The 19,951-nt window shown below is 65.8% G+C and carries 16 protein-coding genes and 1 pseudogene; 7 read left to right on the forward strand and 10 right to left on the reverse strand.

From position 1 onward, the window contains the following. Window position 1 precedes the first annotated feature (1 nt). From ntrB to EJ067_RS27635, 4 genes are all read right to left on the reverse strand, one after another. Window positions 2-892, reverse strand: coding sequence for a nitrate ABC transporter permease (gene ntrB, locus EJ067_RS27620; RefSeq protein WP_126088314.1), 891 nt, complete (start codon window positions 890-892; stop codon window positions 2-4). A gap of 119 nt (window positions 893-1,011) precedes the next feature. Beyond that, entirely contained in the window at window positions 1,012-2,328 is a 1,317-nt protein-coding gene (locus EJ067_RS27625; RefSeq protein ID WP_126088315.1) for a CmpA/NrtA family ABC transporter substrate-binding protein, read from the reverse strand. A gap of 359 nt (window positions 2,329-2,687) precedes the next feature. Further along, window positions 2,688-3,914 (reverse strand): CmpA/NrtA family ABC transporter substrate-binding protein, encoded by a 1,227-nt coding sequence (locus EJ067_RS27630; RefSeq protein WP_189510815.1) that lies wholly within the window; start codon window positions 3,912-3,914, stop codon window positions 2,688-2,690. A 2-nt stretch (window positions 3,915-3,916) separates the two neighbouring features. Continuing rightward, on the reverse strand, window positions 3,917-4,519 hold the full coding sequence (locus tag EJ067_RS27635) for an ANTAR domain-containing response regulator (protein ID WP_126088317.1): 603 nt from the start codon (window positions 4,517-4,519) through the stop codon (window positions 3,917-3,919). A 280-nt stretch (window positions 4,520-4,799) separates the two neighbouring features. On the opposite strand from EJ067_RS27635, the gene EJ067_RS27640 reads away from it, so the two are divergent. From EJ067_RS27640 to EJ067_RS27670, 7 genes and pseudogenes are all read left to right on the forward strand, one after another. Then, window positions 4,800-5,678 (forward strand): AraC family transcriptional regulator, encoded by an 879-nt coding sequence (locus EJ067_RS27640; protein ID WP_126088318.1) that lies wholly within the window; start codon window positions 4,800-4,802, stop codon window positions 5,676-5,678. A gap of 214 nt (window positions 5,679-5,892) precedes the next feature. Then, window positions 5,893-6,960, forward strand: coding sequence for a sugar ABC transporter substrate-binding protein (locus EJ067_RS27645; RefSeq protein ID WP_126088319.1), 1,068 nt, complete (start codon window positions 5,893-5,895; stop codon window positions 6,958-6,960). 192 nt (window positions 6,961-7,152) lie between these two features. Beyond that, window positions 7,153-7,968, forward strand: coding sequence for an ATP-binding cassette domain-containing protein (locus EJ067_RS27650; RefSeq protein ID WP_126088320.1), 816 nt, complete (start codon window positions 7,153-7,155; stop codon window positions 7,966-7,968). Further along, window positions 7,965-9,209 carry a sugar ABC transporter permease gene (locus EJ067_RS27655; protein WP_126088321.1) on the forward strand — a complete coding sequence of 415 codons (1,245 nt, stop codon included), beginning with the start codon at window positions 7,965-7,967 and terminating at the stop codon, window positions 9,207-9,209. The genes EJ067_RS27650 and EJ067_RS27655 overlap by 4 nt, the downstream gene beginning before the upstream one ends. Before the next feature lie 38 nt (window positions 9,210-9,247). Next, window positions 9,248-9,976: an SDR family oxidoreductase gene (locus EJ067_RS27660; protein WP_126088322.1), complete on the forward strand. Its 729-nt coding sequence runs from the start codon at window positions 9,248-9,250 to the stop codon at window positions 9,974-9,976. After that, window positions 9,977-10,222, forward strand: a pseudogene (locus EJ067_RS27665) (SDR family oxidoreductase); the annotation flags it as partial. It abuts the gene before it with no gap. A 39-nt stretch (window positions 10,223-10,261) separates the two neighbouring features. Beyond that, window positions 10,262-11,032 carry an L-iditol 2-dehydrogenase gene (locus tag EJ067_RS27670; protein WP_126088323.1) on the forward strand — a complete coding sequence of 257 codons (771 nt, stop codon included), beginning with the start codon at window positions 10,262-10,264 and terminating at the stop codon, window positions 11,030-11,032. A gap of 15 nt (window positions 11,033-11,047) precedes the next feature. On the opposite strand, the gene EJ067_RS27675 is transcribed toward EJ067_RS27670, so the two are convergent. From EJ067_RS27675 to EJ067_RS27695, 6 genes are all read right to left on the reverse strand, one after another. Beyond that, window positions 11,048-12,445, reverse strand: coding sequence for a hypothetical protein (locus EJ067_RS27675; RefSeq protein WP_126088324.1), 1,398 nt, complete (start codon window positions 12,443-12,445; stop codon window positions 11,048-11,050). After that, on the reverse strand, window positions 12,442-15,312 hold the full coding sequence (locus tag EJ067_RS27680) for a peroxidase family protein (protein ID WP_126089775.1): 2,871 nt from the start codon (window positions 15,310-15,312) through the stop codon (window positions 12,442-12,444). The genes EJ067_RS27675 and EJ067_RS27680 overlap by 4 nt, the downstream gene beginning before the upstream one ends. Before the next feature lie 20 nt (window positions 15,313-15,332). Beyond that, the gene (locus EJ067_RS34975) at window positions 15,333-15,836 is read right to left on the reverse strand and encodes a thiamine pyrophosphate-dependent enzyme (RefSeq protein ID WP_210211719.1); all 504 of its coding nucleotides are present in this window, start codon (window positions 15,834-15,836) and stop codon (window positions 15,333-15,335) included. Then, window positions 15,725-17,041 carry a thiamine pyrophosphate-binding protein gene (locus tag EJ067_RS27685; RefSeq protein ID WP_210211673.1) on the reverse strand — a complete coding sequence of 439 codons (1,317 nt, stop codon included), beginning with the start codon at window positions 17,039-17,041 and terminating at the stop codon, window positions 15,725-15,727. Before EJ067_RS27685 ends, EJ067_RS34975 begins: the two co-directional genes overlap by 112 nt. Before the next feature lie 226 nt (window positions 17,042-17,267). After that, complete coding sequence (locus EJ067_RS27690) at window positions 17,268-18,512, reverse strand: FAD-dependent oxidoreductase (protein WP_126088325.1); 1,245 nt, start codon at window positions 18,510-18,512, stop codon at window positions 17,268-17,270. Between the two features lie 9 nt (window positions 18,513-18,521). Then, the gene (locus tag EJ067_RS27695; protein ID WP_126088326.1) at window positions 18,522-19,910 is read right to left on the reverse strand and encodes a PLP-dependent aminotransferase family protein; all 1,389 of its coding nucleotides are present in this window, start codon (window positions 19,908-19,910) and stop codon (window positions 18,522-18,524) included. Window positions 19,911-19,951 lie beyond the last annotated feature (41 nt).

The following is a 19,951-nucleotide window of genomic DNA, read 5'->3' on the forward strand; positions in this document are numbered from 1 at the left end:
CTCACTTTGCCGTGGTGCCGCGGGTGACGAAGGCGCCGACCGCCGCGACCAGGCGGTCAAGGCAGAAGCCGGTGACGCCGATATAGGCGAGCGCGACGATGATGTCGGGCAGCCGCGAGGAATTCCACGCGTCCCAGATGAAGAAGCCGATGCCGACGCCACCGGTCAGCATCTCGGCGGCGACGATGGCCAGCCAGGAGAGCCCGATGCCGATCCTCAAGCCGGTGAAGATGTAGGGCGCGGCGGCCGGCACCATGATCTTGAAGAAGAACTCCAACTGGTTGAGCCGCAAGATGCGGGCGACGTTGCGGTAGTCCTCGGGGATGTTGCGCACGCCGACGGCGGTGTTGATGATCACTGGCCATATCGAGGTGATGAAGATCACGAACAGCGCCGACGGATTGGAGTCGCGGAAGGCGGCGAGCGACAGCGGCAGCCAGGCGAGCGGCGGCACCGTGCGTAGGATCTGGAACACCGGGTCGAGGCCGCGCATCGCCCAGACCGACTGGCCGACGAGCGCGCCCAGGGCCACGCCGACGACCGCCGCCATGCCGAAGCCGATGGCGACGCGCTGCAGCGAGATCAGCACCCGCCAAGCAAGGCCGATATCCTGCGGGCCGTTGTCGAAGAACGGATGCGCGATCAGGTCATAGGCCTCGTTCCACACCTGGCTCGGCGGCGGCAGGCTGGCGGTGGGCGACGAGCAGGCCACCTGCCAGACGACGAGCAGGATGGCGATGACGACGGCCGGCGGGATGAGCGCCGTCGCCATTCGGCCGGCGATGGCAGGCACATCGATGCGGCGCCCTGCCTTGGCGGTGAAGGCGATTACCTTGCCGGGCTTTGCCGGAAATGCCTTCACCTTGGTGTCCTCGATGGTTTGGATGGACATGTCTTCGCAAAACTCCGTGGGCAGGTCCTGGCGACAAACGGCGCATCGCGCCGTTTGCGCCTGGGTTGCGCTGGCGACGACGGCGCGAAGGCGCCGTCGCGCTTTGGCGCCGTTTGCGCTTAGGCCGATGCCTTGATCTTCAGGCTGTCGAGATAGGCGGACGGGTTGGCCGGATCGAAGGTCTTGCCGTCGAAGAAGGTCTCGACGCCGCGCGAGGAGGAGGCCGGGATGTCGCTTGCAGCGACACCCAGATCCTTCGCCGCCTCGCGCCAGAGGTCCTCGCGGTTGACCTGGTCGACCAGCGCCTTGACGTCGGTGGTCGGAGCGAATTTGCCCCAACGGATGTTCTCGGCAAGGAACCAGCTGTCATGGCTCTTGAAGGGATAGGAAACCCCACCCTTCCAGAACTTCATGTAGAGGTCGGTTCCCTTGGCGACGCGGTCGTTGCCGTAGTTGATGTCGCCCTTGAGGCGGCCGATGATGTCGGCGGCGGGCACGTTCATCCATTGCCGCTTGCCGATGATCGAGGCCATCTCCTCCTTGTTTTCCATGGCATCGCACCATTGCTGGGCTTCCATCACCGCCATCAGGATCGCCTTGGTGGCGTTGGGGTGTTTCTCGATGAATGCGGCGCGCAGCCCGAGCGCCTTTTCCGGATGGCCCTTCCACAACTCGCCCGTGGTGGCGGCGGTGAAGCCGATGCCCTGGTGGACGAGCTGTTCGTTCCACGGCTCGCCGACGCAGAACACGTCCATGTTGCCGACCTTCATGTTGGCCACCATCTGCGGCGGCGGCACGACGATGGTCGAGACGTCCTTGTCGGGATCGATGCCGCCGGCGGCGAGCCAGTAGCGTATCCAGAGGTCATGCGTGCCGCCCGGAAAGGTCATGGCGGCCTTGACCTCCTTGCCGGCGGCCTTCTTGGCGGCGAAGACCTCCTTGAGCTTGGAGGCGTCGAGACCGACGCCGGTGGCGGCATATTCCTGCGCCACCGAAATGCCCTGGCAGTCGTAGTTCAGCCGGGCAACGATCGCCATCGGCAGCGGCTGCTTGTTCTGCGTCACCTTGCCGGTGTGCATGAGATAGGGCATCGGCGTCAGGATGTGGGCGCCGTCGATGCCGTTGGCTTCGCCGCCGAGCACCAGATTGTCGCGCGTCGCGCCCCAGGAGGCCTGCTTCAGCACCTCGACATCGGGCATGCCGTATTTGGCGAACAGACCTGTCTCCTTGGCAATCATCAGCGGCGCAGCGTCGGTCAGCGCGATGAAGCCGAGCTTGGCGCCAGTCACCTCGGGTGCAGCCGTGGCGGCATAGGCCCCCGAGGGGAGGAGCTTGCGAGCCGCCACGAACAGCCCCGCCGTCAGCGCACCCCTGGCGAGGAAATCGCGACGCGTCATGCCCTTGAGTGCCGTTCCAGTTCCGATCCGTTTCGTCATCGTCATCTCCCGTTGAGGCGCTGCTTGGGATCAGCGCCGTCGATTGCGTGTTCGGTCAAAACAAAAAAGCCACCGGGCAGGCCGCGCGCGTCCGTCCATCCGGGATCGCGCGTTGACCTGAGCGGCAGCTTTGCCTGTGGCGCCCGCCATTGGACGCCTTTTCCGTGGCTCGCGAAGAGCTTGTTTGTTACGAAGCAGGAACCGTGCCAGTTTCGGGCGTTGCTAATAACATCAATGAAATCAATTATATGCTGTGATGCCCAGCGCGTCCGCCCGCAAAGCGCGCAGGCCAAAGAATGTTCATTGGCGCAAACGCGCGCATAATTATTGTGCAATGCACAAGATTGGCGCGAAAATAATCAGGCCGGTTGCTGGCCGGCGATGTATGCATCTATCCGGTCGGGATCGAAGGTCTGGCCGTCGAAGAAACCATCGGGTCCAAGGACAAGGCTTGCACCGGCCGAACCGACCGGGGTCGCGACCTTCAGCGCGCCTTCGACCTTGGCATTGGCGCCGGGCAGGGCGACCCCAAGCGGCTTCAGCGCCGAGCGGTAGAGGTCGGGCCGATAGCAGTCGCGGGCGATGGCCAGGTTCTCGGGCGTGTGCGCCAACTGCCCCCAGCGCACCATCTGCGTGTAGAACCAGAGCGCATGGCTCTTCCAGGGAAAGTTCGCGGCCTTGTCGAAGGGCACGAAGAAATCCTCGACCGTCCGCTCCACGCCGCCGCCGAGCTCGAGATGTCCGGTAAGGACCGGCATCTGGATTTTCGTCGGCTGGCCGAGGAAGCGGGCGTCCGCCATCAGCGCCGCCAGCTCGCCGCGGTTCTGCGCAGCCTGGCACCAGCGGGCGGCATGATGCAGCGCCCTCAGTAGCGCCGCCAGCGCGTCCGGGTTCTCCTCGGCCCACGCCTTGCGCACGCCGATGACCTTTTCGGGGCTGTTGCGCCAGAGCAGCGCCTTGACGGTGACGATGTGGCCGGTGCCGGCAGCGACGGCAGCGCTGTTCCAGGGCTCGCCGACACAATAGCCATCGATGCGCCCGGCGGCGAGCGCGTCGGCCATGAAGGGCGGCGGCACGATGACGATCTCGATGTCGCGATCGGGGTCGACGCCGCAGGCGGCGAGCCAATAGCGCAGCTCGTAGTTGTGCCCGGAATGCGGATGCACGACGGCGAAGCGCAGCGGCTCGCGGCGGCCGGCCGTCCGCTCGCGGATCAGCGCGCCGAGCGCTGCCCCGGCACGCGCCGGGTCGAGGTCCGGCGCGGCGCCATGCGCCGCCATGCCTTGCCACACCGCGTTGGAGACGGTGACGCAGTTGCCGCCGAGCCCGAGCGAGAAGGGCACGATGGTTTCCGAGGCAAGCGGCGTGAGGCCGAGGCTGCAGGCGAGCGGCATCGGTCCCAGCATATGGGCGACATCGAAATGGCCGATGGCGATGCGGTCGCGGATGTTGGCCCAGGAGGTCTCGCGATGCAGCTTGAGCTCGATGCCCTCGCGGGCGGCAAAGCCCATCTCGCTGGCCACCACCAGGACGGCGCTGTCGAAGAGCGGCATGAAGCCGGCGGTGATCTGGTGCGCGGCAGTCATGCTCATTCGCCCTCCAGCGGACCCAGCAGCCCCGCCGCGGTCACCAGGCTCTGGGCGATCTCGGCGATCTTGCGGTTCTGGTTCATCGCGGTCTTGCGCAGAAGCGCGTAGGCAGCCTCCTCGCTCAAGCCGCGCGACTTCATCAATATGCCCTTGGCCCGGTCGATGACCTTGCGGTTCTCGAGCTCGCTGCGCGCTTCCTCCAGTTCGCGCGCCATGCGCGAAAAGGCGTTGAAGCGGCTGATCGCCATGTCGAGGATCGGCTTGATGCGTTCCTTCTTCAGCCCATCGACGACATAGGCGGATACGCCGGCTTCGACGGCCGCCTCGATCGAGGCCTGGTCGGAGCGGTCGACGAACATGGCGATCGGCCGTTTCACCGCGCGCGAAAGCTGGAACATGTTCTCCAGCATGTCGCGGTTTGGATTTTCGAGATCGATGACGATGACATCCGGCTCGATCTCGGCGATCCGCCTGGCGATGCCGGCGACGTCATGGACCACGGTGACGTGGCGATGGCCGGCGTCCCGCAATCCGGCCTCGATGATCGAGGCGCGGATGCGGTTCTCGTCGATAACAAGGATGGTCAACGAACCGGCGGACATGCGCCCTATTGTGCAGCCGGACCGGAATTGTGCAATGCGGCAGCGTGATCCGAAGCGAACTTTCCAAGGCTCATGGGCCGTTGGCCAACCCCCTCATGTTCGAGGCGGCTAATTTCTCGAACTCCGTCCTTCGCTGGCCCAAAATGGTCAAAAACGTATCAGTCGGCGTGGCGTGACGAGGTGGCGGCAGTCCTTGGCCGCCGTTATCCTGACCCTAGATGAGCCAAACAAACGGCCGCGGTTCGAAGGCTGAAACACCCGACAGCCTCCGGGAGGAAGCATGGGACCCGATCTGGAAGTCATACAGATAAGGCCTGGCGAGTCATTCGCGGTGAATTGGCACGGCTATCCGTACCATACGGTGCGCTGGCATTTTCATCCCGAATACGAACTGCACCAGATCGCCGCGACTACGGGCCGCTATTTCGTCGGCGACTTCATCGGCGAGTTCGAGACCGGCAATCTGGTGCTCACCGGTCCGAACCTGCCGCACAACTGGATCAGCGAGGTTCCGGAGTCCGTTCCCCTGCGCTGCAGGCTGATCCAGTTCAGCGAGGAATTCATCGGCGGCGCGATCTCGACCTTTCCCGAGCTTGGCGCCGTTTCCCCGCTGCTCGACCTTTCGCGGCGCGGCGTCCTGTTCGGCAAGAGCGTGAGCAGGGAGGTCATGCCGTTGCTGGCGGAGATCACGCATGCATACGGCGTGCATCGGATCAGCCTGTTCATGTCGATCATGGAAGCGCTGAGCCGCGAGACTTCGCCGCGCGTGCTCGCCAGCGAAAACTATCTGCCGGATCCGTCGGGATATGTGTCGGCCGGCATGAACCAGGCGCTCGCCTATATCCGCGAGAACCTGACCCAGCAATTCAACGAAGGCGACCTCGCCGCGATCGCAGGACAGACGCCGAGCGCCTTCTCGCGCTCGTTCCGCAAGCACACCGGCATGTCAGTGCTACAATACATCAAGCGCCTGCGCATCAACCTCGCCTGTCAGATCCTGATGAGCAACGAAGAGGCGCAGATTTCGGACATCTGCTTCGAGGTCGGCTTCAACAACCTGTCCAACTTCAACCGCCAGTTCCTGGCCGAGAAAGGCATGCCGCCATCGCAGTTCAGACGATTGGTTGCGGACAATTTCGCGGCCGCGCGCGCCGCATAGAAAGGAGTTCGGGAGGAAAAACAAGCCTTAAACAAGAGTCAAGATCAAACGGTGGATCGCGCAAGCGAACCAGCGACGGATGAGTATTGCCTCGTGTCATGCCAGCGGGAGGAAGCCGTGAGGCTGCTGCACGAGTTCGTTAGACTTCCGATCGGACAGCGCAAGCAGACATCGGGGGTCCGTTACACCAAACAACGGGAATGGAGAAGACCTTATGTCCAGATACATGTCCAGACTGACTGCGGCCGCGTTGGCCGTCTCAGGCCTTGCACTCGGCGCGACGTTCGCCAATGCGCAGGATATCGCCGGCTCCACGGTCGCGTTCCTAATGCCCGACCAGGGCTCGACGCGCTACGAGGAGCACGATCATCCAGGTTTCGTCGCCGAAATGAAGAAGCTCTGCGACAGCTGCAAGGTGCTCTACCTCAACGCCGACGCCGACGTCACCAAGCAGCAACAGCAGTTCAACTCGGTCATCACCCAGGGCGCCAAGGTGGTCGTGCTCGACCCGGTGGACTCCGCTGCGGCGGCCTCGCTGGTGCACAACGCGCAGGCGCAAGGGGTCAAGGTCATCGCCTATGACCGTCCGATTCCCACCGCCAAGGCCGATTTCTACGTTTCGTTCGACAACAAGGCCATCGGCAAGGCGATCGCCGCCTCGCTGGTCGAGCATCTCAAGGCCAAGGGCGTGTCGAGCGACGGCGATGTCGGCGTGCTGCAGATCAACGGCTCTCCGACCGACGCGGCGGCGGGCCTGATCAAGGACGGTATCCATGAAGGCCTCAAGACCGGCAGCTACAAGACGCTCGCCGAGTTCGACACGCCGAACTGGGCGCCGTCGAATGCCCAGCAATGGGCGGCGGGGCAGATCTCGCGCTTCAGCACCAAGATCGTCGGCGTGGTCGCCGCCAATGACGGCACGGGCGGCGGCGCCATCGCCGCGTTCAAGGCCGCCGGCGTCGATCCGGTGCCGACGGTGACGGGCAACGACGCCACGATCGCCGCCCTGCAGCTCATCATTGCCGGCGACCAGTACAACACTATCTCCAAGCCGAGCGAAATCGTCGCCGCGGCCGCGGCAAACGTTGCGGTGCAGCTTCTCAAAGGCGAGACTCCGAAAGCCGAGACGACACTCTACGACACGCCTTCGCAGTTGTTCGTGCCGGCGGTGGTGACGCAGGAGAACCTTAAGGCCGAGATCATCGACAAGAAGATCCAGACCGCCGCCCAGCTCTGCACCGACCGCTACGCCGAAGGCTGCAAGAAGCTCGGCATTGAATAAGGAGCGAAACGGCGCAAGCCGCATCGTCTCCAGGAGCAATGCCGCACTTGCGGCATCGTCTCCAGAGCGAAGCGGCGAACCGTATCGCCAGCGATATACTCGGTGCGTCGCCCAGGCGACAGCCGGGCGTGTCCGGCCGCTACCTCCTGGCGGCCGGACATATCGACCAGAACGCGGGAACAGAGACAGGTCATGGCAATACCCGACACTCCGTCCACGACAAGCCGGCCGCCGGTGCTCAGCCTGCGCGGCATCTCGAAGAATTTCGGCGCCGTGTCAGCCCTCACCGATGTCGATCTCGACATCAATGCCGGCGAGATCGTGGCCCTGGTCGGCGACAACGGCGCTGGCAAGTCGACGCTGGTGAAGATCCTTGCCGGCGCGCACATGCCGAGCTCGGGCTCGATCACCTTCGATGGCCAGCCGGTGACGCTTGCCAATCCCGCCGCGGCGCTGAAGCTCGGCATCGCGACGGTCTTCCAGGATCTGGCGCTCTGCGAAAACCTCGACGTGGTGGCCAACATCTTCCTCGGCCGCGAGCTTCATCCGCTTCGCCTCGACGAAGTCTCGATGGAGGTCCGCGCCTGGACCCTGCTCAAGGAATTGTCCGCCCGGATCCCCAGCGTGCGCGAGCCGGTGGCGTCGCTGTCGGGCGGCCAGCGGCAGACCGTCGCGATCGCCCGCTCGCTGCTGATGGAGCCGAGGGTCATTCTGCTCGACGAGCCGACCGCGGCGCTCGGGGTCGCCCAGACCGCCGAGGTGCTGAACCTCATCGAGCGCGTGCGCGACCGTGGGCTCGGCGTCGTCATGATCAGCCACAACATGGAGGATGTGCGCGCCGTGGCCGACCGCATCGTGGTGCTGAGGCTCGGACGCAACAACGGCATCTTCCTGCCCGGCGCATCCAACCAGGAACTGGTGACCGCGATAACCGGGGCTGACGACAACGCGGTCTCGCGGCGCGGCAGGCGCATGGCCGAGGCGAGGGCGCAGGGAGATCAGCCATGACGACGGCTTCCGACCGCAATCTGCTCGACCGCAGCGACGAACGGCTCGAGGATCGCAGCGGCGCGCAGGGCGCCATCAAGGGCTTTCTCGACCGCGTCCGCTCCGGCGATCTGGGATCGCTGCCCGTCGTCGTCGGGCTGGTGCTGATCTGCACGATCTTCCAGACGCTCAACCCGGTCTTCCTGTCGCCGAACAACCTGGTCAACCTGTTGTTCGATTGCTCGACGGTCGGCATCATCTCGCTCGGCATCGTCTGCGTGCTGATGGTCGGCGAGATCGACCTGTCCGTCGGCTCCGTCAGCGGCCTGTCTTCGGCGCTGCTCGGGGTGCTGTGGGTGCAGTGGGGCTGGCCGGTCGCGCTGGCCATCCTCGCGGCCATGGCGGTCGGGTTCGTGACAGGCTGCGTCTACGCGCTGCTGCTCAACCGGCTGGGCATGCCGAGCTTCGTGTCGACGCTTTCGGGCTTGCTCGCTTTCCTCGGGCTGCAGCTCTACATCCTCGGCCCGACCGGCTCGATCAACCTGCCCTACGATTCGCCGCTGGTGAATTTCGGCCAGCTCCTGGTGATGCCGCATTGGGTGTCGTACGCGCTGGCAGCGGTGCCCGGCGTGCTCGCTTTGCTGCTCGGCTACCGCAAGGCTCAACGACGCCAGGCCGCCGGGCTTTCGTCGCGTTCGTTCGGCGGGCTCTTGCTCCAGGCCGTCGTGATCACGGTCGCGCTCGAACTGGCGGCTTACTACCTCAACCTGTCGCGCGGCGTGCCCTGGATGTTCGCCTTGTTCGTCGGCCTGGTCGTGGCGATGAACTACGCGCTGAAGCGGACCCAGTGGGGCCGCTCGATGACCGCTGTCGGCGGCAACCGCGAGGCGGCGCGCCGCGCCGGCATCAATGTGCGGCTGATCTACGCCAGCGCCTTCGCGCTCTGCGCCACGCTGGCTGCCACGGGCGGGCTGCTGTCGGCGGCACGGCTCGCAACCGCCAGCCAGCAGGCCGGCACCGGCGACGTCAACCTCAACGCCATCGCGGCGGCCGTCATCGGCGGCACCAGCCTGTTCGGCGGCCGCGGCAGCGCCTATTCGGCGCTGCTCGGCATCATCGTCATCCAATCCATCGCAAGCGGCCTGACGCTGCTCGATCTGTCATCCTCGCTCCGGTACATGATCACCGGCTGCGTGCTGGCGGTCGCGGTCATCGTCGATTCTCTCGCCCGCCGCTCGCGTGTCTCACACGGCCGCGCCTGACGGCTCATCAAGAAGACGGCTCATCGAAGAGGATCGCAATGTCTGAAAGTCTCTCCGGCAAGGTTGCCGCAATCACTGGTGCTGCCTCCGGCATCGGGCTGGAATGCGCCCGCGCCATGCTCGCCGCCGGCGCCAAGGTCGTCCTGGTCGATCGGGCCGAGGACCGGCTTAAGGCGCTTGTCGCCGAACTCGGCGACAACGCCTCGGCCGTGGTCACCGACCTGCTCGACCCGGCGAGCGTCGATCGCATGATGCCTGAGATCCTCGAGAAGGCGGGGAAGCTCGACATCTTGCACGCCAATGCCGGCGCCTATGTCGGCGGCGAGGTGGCATCCGGCGATCCCGACCAGTGGGACAAGATGCTCAACCTCAACATCAACGCCGTCTTCCGCACCGTGCACGCCGTGCTGCCGCATATGATCGAGAGGAAGAGCGGCGACATCATCGTCACCAGCTCCGTGGCCGGCTTCGTTCCCGTGGTCTGGGAGCCGATCTACACCGCCTCGAAATTCGCCGTGCAGGCCTTCGTGCACACGGTCCGCCGCCAGGTGTTGAAGCACGGCATCCGCGTCGGCGCCGTCGCGCCCGGTCCCGTGGTCACGGCGCTGCTCAGCGACTGGCCCAAGGCCAAGATGGAAGAAGCGCTGGCCGCCGGCAGCCTGATGGAGGCGAAGGAGGTGGCAGACGCCGTGCTCTTCATGCTGACGCGGCCGCGCAACGTCACCGTCCGCGACCTCGTGATCCTGCCGCAGAGCGTCGACATCTGAGCCAGCGAGGTCGCCGCCGAGAACATCCGCGTCAATGCCGTCGCGCCCGGCTATATCGAAACGGACCTTTCGCGCGGCGGCATCGAAAATCCGGAATGGTTCCCGATCTGGCGCGGCATGACGCCGATGGGCCGCATCGGCCAGCCGGAGGAGGTTGCGGCGGCCGCGCTTTTCCTGTGCTCTCCTGCTTCCAGCTATGTGACCGGCGAAGTGCTGATCATCGATGGCGGCTATACTACCCGCTGAGACCGGCTGCTGAGATAGGCGCTGAGATAGGAGAATGCCATGAAACTCAAGGACAAGGTCGCCGTCGTCACCGGTGGCGCGCAAGGCATCGGGGCGGCCATCGTGCGCGGCTTCGCCGAGGAGGGCGCCCATGTCGTGATCGCCGACCTGGGCGCAGACAAGGCGGAAGCGCTGGCGCGCGAGCTCGGCGGCAGGGCCACCGCTCTCCAGCTCGACGTGCGCGACCTCGCCTCGATCGAGGCGATGGTCGATACCGTGACAAGGACGCATGGCGGCATCGACATCCTGGTCAACAATGCCGCCATCTTCGACATGGGGCCGCTTTTGGAGATCTCGGAAAAGAGCTTCGATCTGCAATTCTCGGTCAATGTGAAAGGCCTGTTGTTCACGCTGCAGGCGGTGGCCAGGCGCATGGTCGCGCAAGGCCGCCGCGGCAAGATCATCAACATGGCCTCGCAGGCGGGCCGGCGCGGCGAGGCGCTGGTCGCCGTCTACTGCGCGACCAAGGCCGCGGTGATCAGCATCACGCAGTCGGCCGGCCTTGCGCTGATCAAGCACGGCATCAACGTGAACGGCATCGCGCCGGGCGTGGTCGACACGCCGATGTGGGACCAGGTCGACGCGCTGTTCGCGCGCTACGAGAACCTGGCGATCGGCGAGAAGAAGCGGCAGGTCGGGCCGGCGGTGCCGGCCGGCCGCATGGGCGATCCGGACGACTATCGGGGCGCCGCCGTCTTCCTGGCGTCGAGCGATGCCGACTATGTCGTGGCGCAGACGCTCAATGTCGACGGCGGCAACTGGATGAGCTGATCAACGCTCGCCGGGTCAGTGCCAATCGCGCGCGTGGTTAAGATGCGTGTCGGTCAGGCCGTTGCGGAAGAAGCGCTGGTAGTAGCCGACATCGACGTGGTGCACCTGCAGCCAGATGCCGGGCACGTGGATGGCGTCGCAATGCGCCGGGAAGCGTCCGTGCGTCTCGTAGATGTAGGTGCAGATGTCGCTCACGCAGTCGATGACGTCCGGCGTGTAGACCGCCGCCTCGTTGAGATAGCGGTGGCCGTAGTCGCCTTTGTAGATTTCGGCAAACAGCTTCTCGTCCGAGTAAAGGCCGTTCTTGCCGAACTTCGCCCCGATGACTTCGGCGACGGCGTCGGCCATCGAGTCGTAATAGGGCGGCGTCATGCCCTTGATCAGGTGCTCGCCCTTGAAGCGCAGGCCGATCGGGTTGCTGCGCAGGTTGGCGTATTTGGGCAGCGGAATGTGCCAGCGCAACAGGTCCATCAGGCGCCAGCGCGGCACGGCCACGTCGAAGCCGAGCATGGGGCCATAAATCTGCGAGAATTTCGGATCGCCGACCAGCACCGGCGGGCTGATCGAGCCGTGGATCCAGGCGCCGAGCCCCATGGCGTCGGCGACGAGGAAGATGTTCTGCAGCAAGAGATCGGCCTCGATCTGCGTGCGTAGCGAGCCGATCGCGCCGAGCGGGATCTTCAGGTCCTTGTTGAGGAAACCGTTCTTGACCCAGCGCTTGACGCCGGCCGAGCGATAGAAATTGCGGTCGTCGACGATGTGGGGCCGTGCGCAGTCGGGCTGGGTCAGCAGGTACATCAGGCCGTTGATGTACTGGCGCGAGAGATCGACGACCGGCAAAAGGATCGTCGTGCCCGGCAGGTTCGAGAGAAAACGATTGGAATCGAGATAGGCCGGAAAGTCGCGCCGGCCTTCGGCGACGTCGAGCCGGTGATCGAGGATCTTCACCTTGGCTTCGCGCGCTCGCTCCAACAGCCGCTCTGGCGTGAAAGGGGTGTTGCCGTCGGCGGGCGGCGGCAGCTTGCGCAGGAAATAGGTGCCGCTGTCGTTGACCAGGAAAAAATGCGTGCCTTGCGCGTTGTCGGGGCTGCCCGCGGTGCGGCCGGCCATGGTGAGGTTGGGCTTGGCCATCACCGGCTGCTTCGTCGCCGGGTCCTCGAAGGGCCGGTCGGGCATGGTGAGGCCGGTGCAGCCGGTCATGGCGATCAGCACCGCTTCCTCGAGCTCCGACAGCGGCTCGCCCGGCTGGTCGGACTGATAGCTCATACTGCCGGCAAGCACCGAGCTGCCCTGGCTGACGCGGTGCGTGCGGCGGCGGAAGATCGTCTCGACCAGCGGCCGTTTCAAAAGCACGTCGAGCCCGGAGGCGATGCTGCCATTCGCGGTTGCGCTCGGCTTGATCGGCGCCGTCATGGCTTCGCTCCCGCCATGGCCGGATCGGTGCTTGCGGGCACGATCGGGCGCCACGGCGCGAAGGCGCTCTGCGTCCTCGGCAGCACCGAGGCAAGGTCGGGGCAGTGGCGCAGGATGAGGCTGGTCATGCCGTTGTTGGCGATCCAGTCGATGCCGAAAGGCGAATAGATCTCCGGCCTGTAGTCGACGGTCAGGAAACGGTCGCTCTGCAGCCGCCGCGACGCCATCAGGATGAAGATGCGGAAGGCGGTGTCGCTGAAGCCGAAGCCCGCCGGGGCCGGCTCGGAGAGCAGGCCGACCACGGTATCGATCTTGTCGACGTCGCCGTAGATCTGCTCGAGCAGCCGCGCGTCCTCGGGGCTCGCGGTGACCTCCTCGAAGCTCCTGATCCGCGGCCGGTGCAGCCCGGCACGAAAATCATTGTAGCGCGGCACGCCGCGCCGCCTGGTGCGAACGATGTCGACCACCGAGAGATCGATGATCTCGTTGTCCCGCTCAAGCTTCAGCAGCGACCTTGGGAAGTTGTGCAAGGCAATGGCGCCCGGATGCGCGACGCCGAAGGAATAGAGCGTGTTGCGCAGGCCGAAGGAGCGCATGATGTCGTCGGCATTGGCGCCCTGTATGTCGAGAAAACCCTTCTCGGCGATCTTCTCGCCGGACCGGTGGTGATAGAAGCAATAGTCGTCGGGCAAGAGCGGGTGCATACGGTAGACGGTGGTGAAATCCTCGGTCAGCGAATAGGGTGCAGTGTGGTGGTCCGGCATCGTCTTCGGGATGCCGGTCGACGCATGCTCGTCGAGCAGCCACAGGCCGAATTTGGTCACCCAGTCATTGGCCGGCGGACCGTTCCAGTTGCTGGACAGGCCGACCTCGATCGCCCGCGTGGCGAGGATCGCCGGCGTCCATTCCACGGTGTGGATCTTGGCGATGAGCGCCGACACGATGAGCCGGGCGGTCTGATAGATGCGCTCGTCGTCCCAGTTCCTATAGCGGAGCCGCAATTCGTCGCAGAGCAGATTGTGCTCGCGCGCGAACAGCGTGTGCATGGCGCTGAGGCCGAGCCACCAGCTCTCGTTGAAGCCGGTGACCTCGAAGCCCTTGATGTCGACCGGCAGGTGGTTGTCGACCAGCCTGATCTTGGCGCCTTCGCGCAGCATGTTCGCCTTGGCGCTGTTCGGACCATAGACTTCCGATCCGTCCCACCAGTGCGAGGCGGCATTGCTGAAATAGACCGGCGGCCAGCCAGGGCCGTGGTTCAGCGCCTGGTTGCCGGCAATGCGCATGATCTCTTCCGGCTTGCCGCCGACCGAATTCGTCCACTTCATGCCGGCGGGCAGCGGCACAACGATGTCGTTCTTGCCGAGCGGATTGCGGGCATGGTTCACCCAGTCATGCACCTGGAACTGGATCCAGGCCGCGGCAAGGATGTTGAGCGAGCGTGCCGGAATGAACGTCTCGCGATGCAGCAGCTTTTCAGCGACAACGACCGGATTGGGTGTGTCGAACAGGTCGGGCGCGTAGGCCGGTTTCAGGTTGCGGCCGAAGGCGGCGCCGACCGCGCCCATCTTTGGCGCCGACAGGTCGTTGTAGGTGCCGTCATAGGTGCGCGTCTGCCGCACCGCCTCGGCGATCGGCGATTGCGGCTCCGGCCGCGCCTGCGGCGGCGCCTCGATCGCTTCCGTGCCGAGCAGGTTCCTTTGCCGCAGCACATGGCGGAAGGCGTCGAGGTTGAGCAGGCTGAGGCGCAGCGGCAGCTTGTGCCATTCGACGAAGCGATTGATGGCGACGAAGGCCTGGCGTGCGACGGCGCCCAGCACGCGGTTGCGCAGCGGCGCTTCGGTGCGCCAGCGATAGGCCAGCCGATGCGCGGCACTCGCGTCATAAACGACTTTGCGCGCCCGGTTGAGATTGCCGAGCGGACGGAATTCGTCGGTGGTGTTCCACGGGTTGAAGGCAAGCTCGTCGATCACCCTCGTGTTGGTGAAGGCTTCGGCGGTGCCGGCCGACGGCTGGGTGATGGTCAGCTCCGCCACCTTCATCGGCGGCGAGACGGTCTCGCTCCACTCGACCGCGGTGTCCTCGATCGGCGTCGAGCGCTCGTCGATGAAGGGCTGGAGGCAGAGCTCGAAACGGATGTCGCCAGTTGCCAGCCGCGCGGCGAATTCGTTCGACAGATAACTCGCATCCATTGTGGACGGATCCGGCGCGGGTGCTGCGCTCGGCACCGGCCGCAGCAGATACCGCACCGCAAGCGTTTCGCCCCAGCGGATGGCGCCGCGGCTCCAGTAGGTCTCCAGCGCGACGCTGCGCACCTTGCGTTTGCGCCCCTTGGAGACGTTCCCCAGCATGCGGATCACCTCGGCCGGACCGAAGCGGAAGGCGAGGCCGGCAAGACCGACGATCTTGCCGACCGTGCCGCCGGCGGTCGCCTTGGCGAAGGCGACGAACTGCGTGGCGTCGCGGGCGTGCGAAACCGGGAAGTTGGTGGCTAAAAGATCGTGCTGCTCCTGGTCCGAAACCTTGACGCGCAGCGCCACGCCGCGCAGATCTGGCTTGTAGTCGGCCTGGCCCGAGCCGTTCGCGTTGGAGAAGCGCACGATCGCCGGATAGGATTTTCCCGGCTGGGCGAAGCCGGCGCGGAAGTCAGCGGAAAGATCGTCATTGAAGCGCAGCGTCGCATCGATCGAGGCGAAGATCGGCTTGGCGTGGAAAGCGCGCTGGATGCCTGCCGCCTTGGAGCACCGCCTGGTCTTCAGCTGGACATGCATCATGTCCTGCGCCAGCCGCTCGAACAGCAGGCGCTCATTCTCCGCTGAACCTTGCGGTATCTCGCGCCAAATCGCCGTTGCCTGCCGGCCTGCTTGCATCAACACCGCGTGCCTCCTCGTCAGTTCGAGCGGATGCGTTCCGCGATCATTTCGGCGACGCCCGCGATCACGCCCTCGGGCGAAGCGCTGTAATGCGGCAGCGCTAGGCGCGTGATGTGGGCGTCGATGATTGCGGGCTTGCCAAGCGCCAGCGCCTCGTCGAGCGCGGCGTCGAATTCTTCGAGAGTCTCGACGCGATAGCCCTTGGCGCCGCAGGATTGGGCGAAGCCGACGTAGTCGGGATTGCCGAAATCGACCAATCCGTATTCGTGATAGGATTGCAACTGGTAGAGCTTGATCAGCTGGAACTCGGCGTTGTTGAAGACGATCCAGATCACCGGGATGTCATATTGGACGGCGGTGAGCAGCTCGAAGCCCGAAAGCAGGTAGCAGCCGTCGCCGCAGCCGACGATCACCGGTCGCTGCGGGTGAGCAAGCTTGACGCCGAGCGCGCCGTTGACGTTGCCGGCCATCGGGCCGAAGCCGCCCGGCTTGCGGAAATTCTGGCCCGGCGCGATCTGCAGATAGTAGCCGAGCCATGCGAGATGCGCGCCGCATCGGCGAGAACGACGGCATTGTCCGGCAGGCGCCTGGACAGCGCCTGCGCCATCTGGCCGGGGTGGATCTTGCCGGTGACGTGGAGGATGTGCTCGTCGCTGTAGTCGGTCGCCTCGCGGTCCGCCGGGGTGCTCGGCTCGAGCATGTCCGACACTCTGGCGAGGAGGGCGCCGATCGCCAGTTTCGCGTCGGCGATGATGGCGCCGTCGGTCCTGTAGACCTTGTCGATCTCGCCGCTGTCGATGTTGATGTGGATCAGCCTACGGTTGGCGAACAGGTCGTCGCGGAAGCCGAAGGTGGCGTGCTGGGCAAAGGAATTGCCGACGGCGAGAACGAGATCGGCATCGAGGAAAGCCTCCCAGGCGGCGCTGTGGCCGCTGTCGCAGAAGACGCCGAGACACAGCGGATGGCGCTCGGAAATGATGCCCTTGCCGTCGAGGGTGGTGGCGAACGGGATCTGGTAGCGCTCGACGAGCTCCTTCAGCTCGTGGCCGGCGCCGCTCTTCACCGCGCCGAAGCCGATGAGGGCCAGGACCTTCGTGCCTTTCTCCAGCGCCTCCACAAGTGTTTCGGCCGCGTTCCGCACCCGCGCCGGGTCCGGCAGGACAGGCTTCACCTGGAGCTCGATCGGGCGGAAATTGTCGACCGAGACGCCGTGATCGGTGAGGTCTTCCGGGACATGGATATGGACGGGGCCCGGCCTGCCTTCGAAGGCGACGTTGACGGCTTCTTCCAGCACATCGCAGGTTTTCGAGGCATCGGTGAGCAGGAAGGATTTCTTCGTCGTCGCGGCAAACATCGCCTGCGAATCCGGCGTGCGGCTCACGCCCGACGTCTCGTTCAGGGCGCCCTTGCCGGTCCATCTGCGCGAGGCGAAGCCGGAGATCGCAAGCACCGGGTAGGAATCCGACATCGCGACGGCAAGGCCGGAGAACAGGTTGAAGGCGCCGGGGCCGGCGGTGGCGAAGCAGACGCCGAGGCGGCCCGAGAACATGGCGTAGCCGCAGGCCATGAAGGAGGCTGCCTGCTCATGCCGGGTGATCACCGGCCGTATCGCCTTCGAATGTTTCAGCGCCAGCATCAGCCCGGCGGCGTTCTCGCCCGCGCCGCCGAACGCGGCACCGACGCCGATCCCCTCCAGCCCTTTGACGATCGCCTCGTAGACCCGCATCCGCATCGCCCCCGATTGCGCTTCCGGCCTGCGCGATCGAAGGGGTCCGATGGCGCGAGGCGGAATGGGCAGAAGTATTTACAAATGGAATCAATAGACGCTGCAGTTTCTGCTTCTGATCGTGCGCTGACTGTGAAGCAGCTAACACTTTTGATGCTGACACTCATGGAGAATGGAGACGAAGCTCAAGGCACCAAAGCCAAGTATTCCCAATGCGAGGCGCTGCTCAGGAGAAACGCGCGGCGGCGAAATCAGCGGCCAATGGATTCTCGCGGCCGGCGACGAAGCTGGCGACCCAGCGGGCCGTCACCGCCGCGAGCGTCAGCCCGAGATGGCCGTGGCCGAAGGCATAGATCACGTCCGCCGATTTGGGCGAGGGCCCGATGACCGGCCGCGAATCCGGCAGCGAGGGCCTGAAGCCCAGCCAATGTGATGAGGGTCTGCCCGGGTCTGGGAAGAACTGCCGCACGCCGCGGTCGAGCAGCGCCAGCCGGCGCGGATTGGCCGGGGCGGCAAGGCCGCCCAGCTCGACGGTGCCGGCAACCCGCAGCCGGCCGGCCATCGGCGTCATGTAGAAGCCGAGATCGACGGGGCAGACCGGACGCGTCAGCAAGGGCGTCCCGGTCGGAAATTCCAGGTGGTAGCCGCGCTCCGTCTCCAGCGGGATCCGGTCGCCGGCTTGCGCGGCGAGGGGACGCGAGAAGGCTCCGGCCGCGATCACGACCTTCCTGGCTACGACGCCGAAGCCGGGACCGCTTAACCGCACGCTGCCGGTGCTTGTTTCGAGGCCGGTGACTTTCGCCTGACACAGGACGACACCGCGCGCTGTCGCCGCGTCGACCAGCCGGCGCATCACAAGCGACGGATCGGTGAGGTTGAGCGAGTCCGGGAAATAGAGGCCGCCGCCTGCGACCGGCGGCAGCTTGGGTTCAAGCGCGGCGACCTCGTTCGGCGTCAGCACCTGCTGATGGATGCCGAAGCTGGCGCGCGCTTCCCGGCTGGCAGCCGAGTCGGTGAGATCGGCTGGGCTGCGATAAAGATAGAGGCAGCCGTTGCGGCGCAGCAGATCGGCGGCCTTGGCCTCGCCGGCCATCTCCTCCCAGGCGGGCAGCGCATCGGCGAGCAGGCCGGCCAGCGCGGCTGCGTTGGCGCGGGTCGCCGCCGGCAGCGACTGGCGAACGAAGCGTGTGAGCCAGGGCGCCAGCTGGAACAGCGCTGCCCAGCGCAGCGAGAACGGGCTGTCCGGATCGAGCAGTAGTTTCGGCAGGGCACGCAGCACCGCCGGCGTGCCGACGGGCATGCAGGCATATTCGGCGAGCGTTCCGGCGTTACCGAAAGAGGCGCCCGAGCCCGGCTCGTTCGGATCGATGAGCATGACCTCGCGGCCCTCGGCGGCCAGCCGCAAGGCTGTCGCCAGCCCGACCACGCCCGCCCCGACAACGGCAATCTCGATCCGATCAGAGGCTGGCACTTATCGCTCCTAGACGAAGCCGGGCAACTGCAGATGGCCCGCCGACAACAGCTCGGCCATGGTGGTGAGAGCGCTGCGCAGGTCCTCCTGCGAGCGCGCCGCGCCGACATTGATGCGCACGCCATGCTGAACCGGCTCGCGGCCGACGGCGAAGGCGTCGCCCGGCAGCACGGCGACGCCGCGTTCCAGGCAGGTGCGGGCAAAGCCCGCGCCGCGCCACGGCTCCGGCAGGCGCAGCCAGGCATGGGTCGATGTCGGATGCGCCTGGATGTCGAAGCGGCCGAGGATCTCGCTCAGGATCGCTTGCCGCTGGCGCAGTTCCTGTTTCTGGATGTCGATGATGCGGGCGGCGGCGCCTTCCTCGATCAGCCTGGCGCCGATCAGCGCCGTCAGCGGGCTGATGCTCCAGCAGTTGATGCGCAGTGCCGCCGCGACCTGGCCGGCGATCGCCCGCGGCGCAATCACGAAGCCTAGGCGCAAGCCGGGAGCCAGGCATTTCGACAGGGCGCCGATATGCACCGTCAGCTCCGGCTCGAAGCTGGCGAAGGAGGGCGGCGGGTCGTCGGCCAGCGGGCGATAGACGTCGTCCTCGATGATCAGCACGTTGTGCCGCCTGGCGACCGCCGCCAGCTCGTGCCGCCGTTCCTCGCTCAGCGTGATCGTCGTTGGATTGTGCAGCGTCGGCACCAGGAACACCGCGCGCGGGCGCAGCTGCGCGCAGGCAGCGTCGAAGGCGTCCGGGCGCATGCCGCCGCGATCCATGGCGACGCCCCTGAGGTCCAGCCCGTGCACGCGGCAAAGCGCGTTGATGCCCTGATAGGTGACTTCGTCGGCAAGCACGACCTCGCCCTGCCTGGTCACCGCGCCGAGCACGCCGTCCAGCCCGTGCTGGGCGCCGGCGGCAAGCACGACGCGGCCGGGGTCGCCGTCACCGGCTACGGATTTCAGCCATTCGGCAACGGCCGCGCGGCCCCAGAGCGGTCCCTCAGGCGGGTGATAGTCCTGCAGCGCGGAATAGTGTTTGTCCTTCGGCAGGCGTGGCAGAAGCGCCGCGACGGCGTCGAGGTAGGCCGGCGTGGGCGGCCGGTTGACGGAGAGATCGATGATGCCGGTTTCGTCGCTCGGCGCCGAGACGAAGCCCGGCCGCTCGGCCTGTTCGCGGGCAGCGACCGTCGTGCCGCGCCCCGGCCGCGCTTCCAGCAGGCCGCGCTCCTGCAGTGTCGAGAGGGCGCGCGTCACAGTGGTGACGTTGATGCCCAAAGCGCGAGCGATCTCGCGCTGCGGCGGCAGCCTTTCGCCGACGGCGAGGCGGCCGGTGGCGATGCGCTCGGCGATCGCATCGGCGAGACGGCGATAGACCGGATTTTCATCCTCGGTAAGGCGAAGATCTTGGAGCATGCGGATAGGATTCGGCTACGTCTTTGTCAGCGTCTAGCATA

Origin of the sequence: Mesorhizobium sp. M1D.F.Ca.ET.043.01.1.1, from assembly GCF_003952385.1 — a bacterium.
GTDB lineage: Bacteria > Pseudomonadota > Alphaproteobacteria > Rhizobiales > Rhizobiaceae > Mesorhizobium.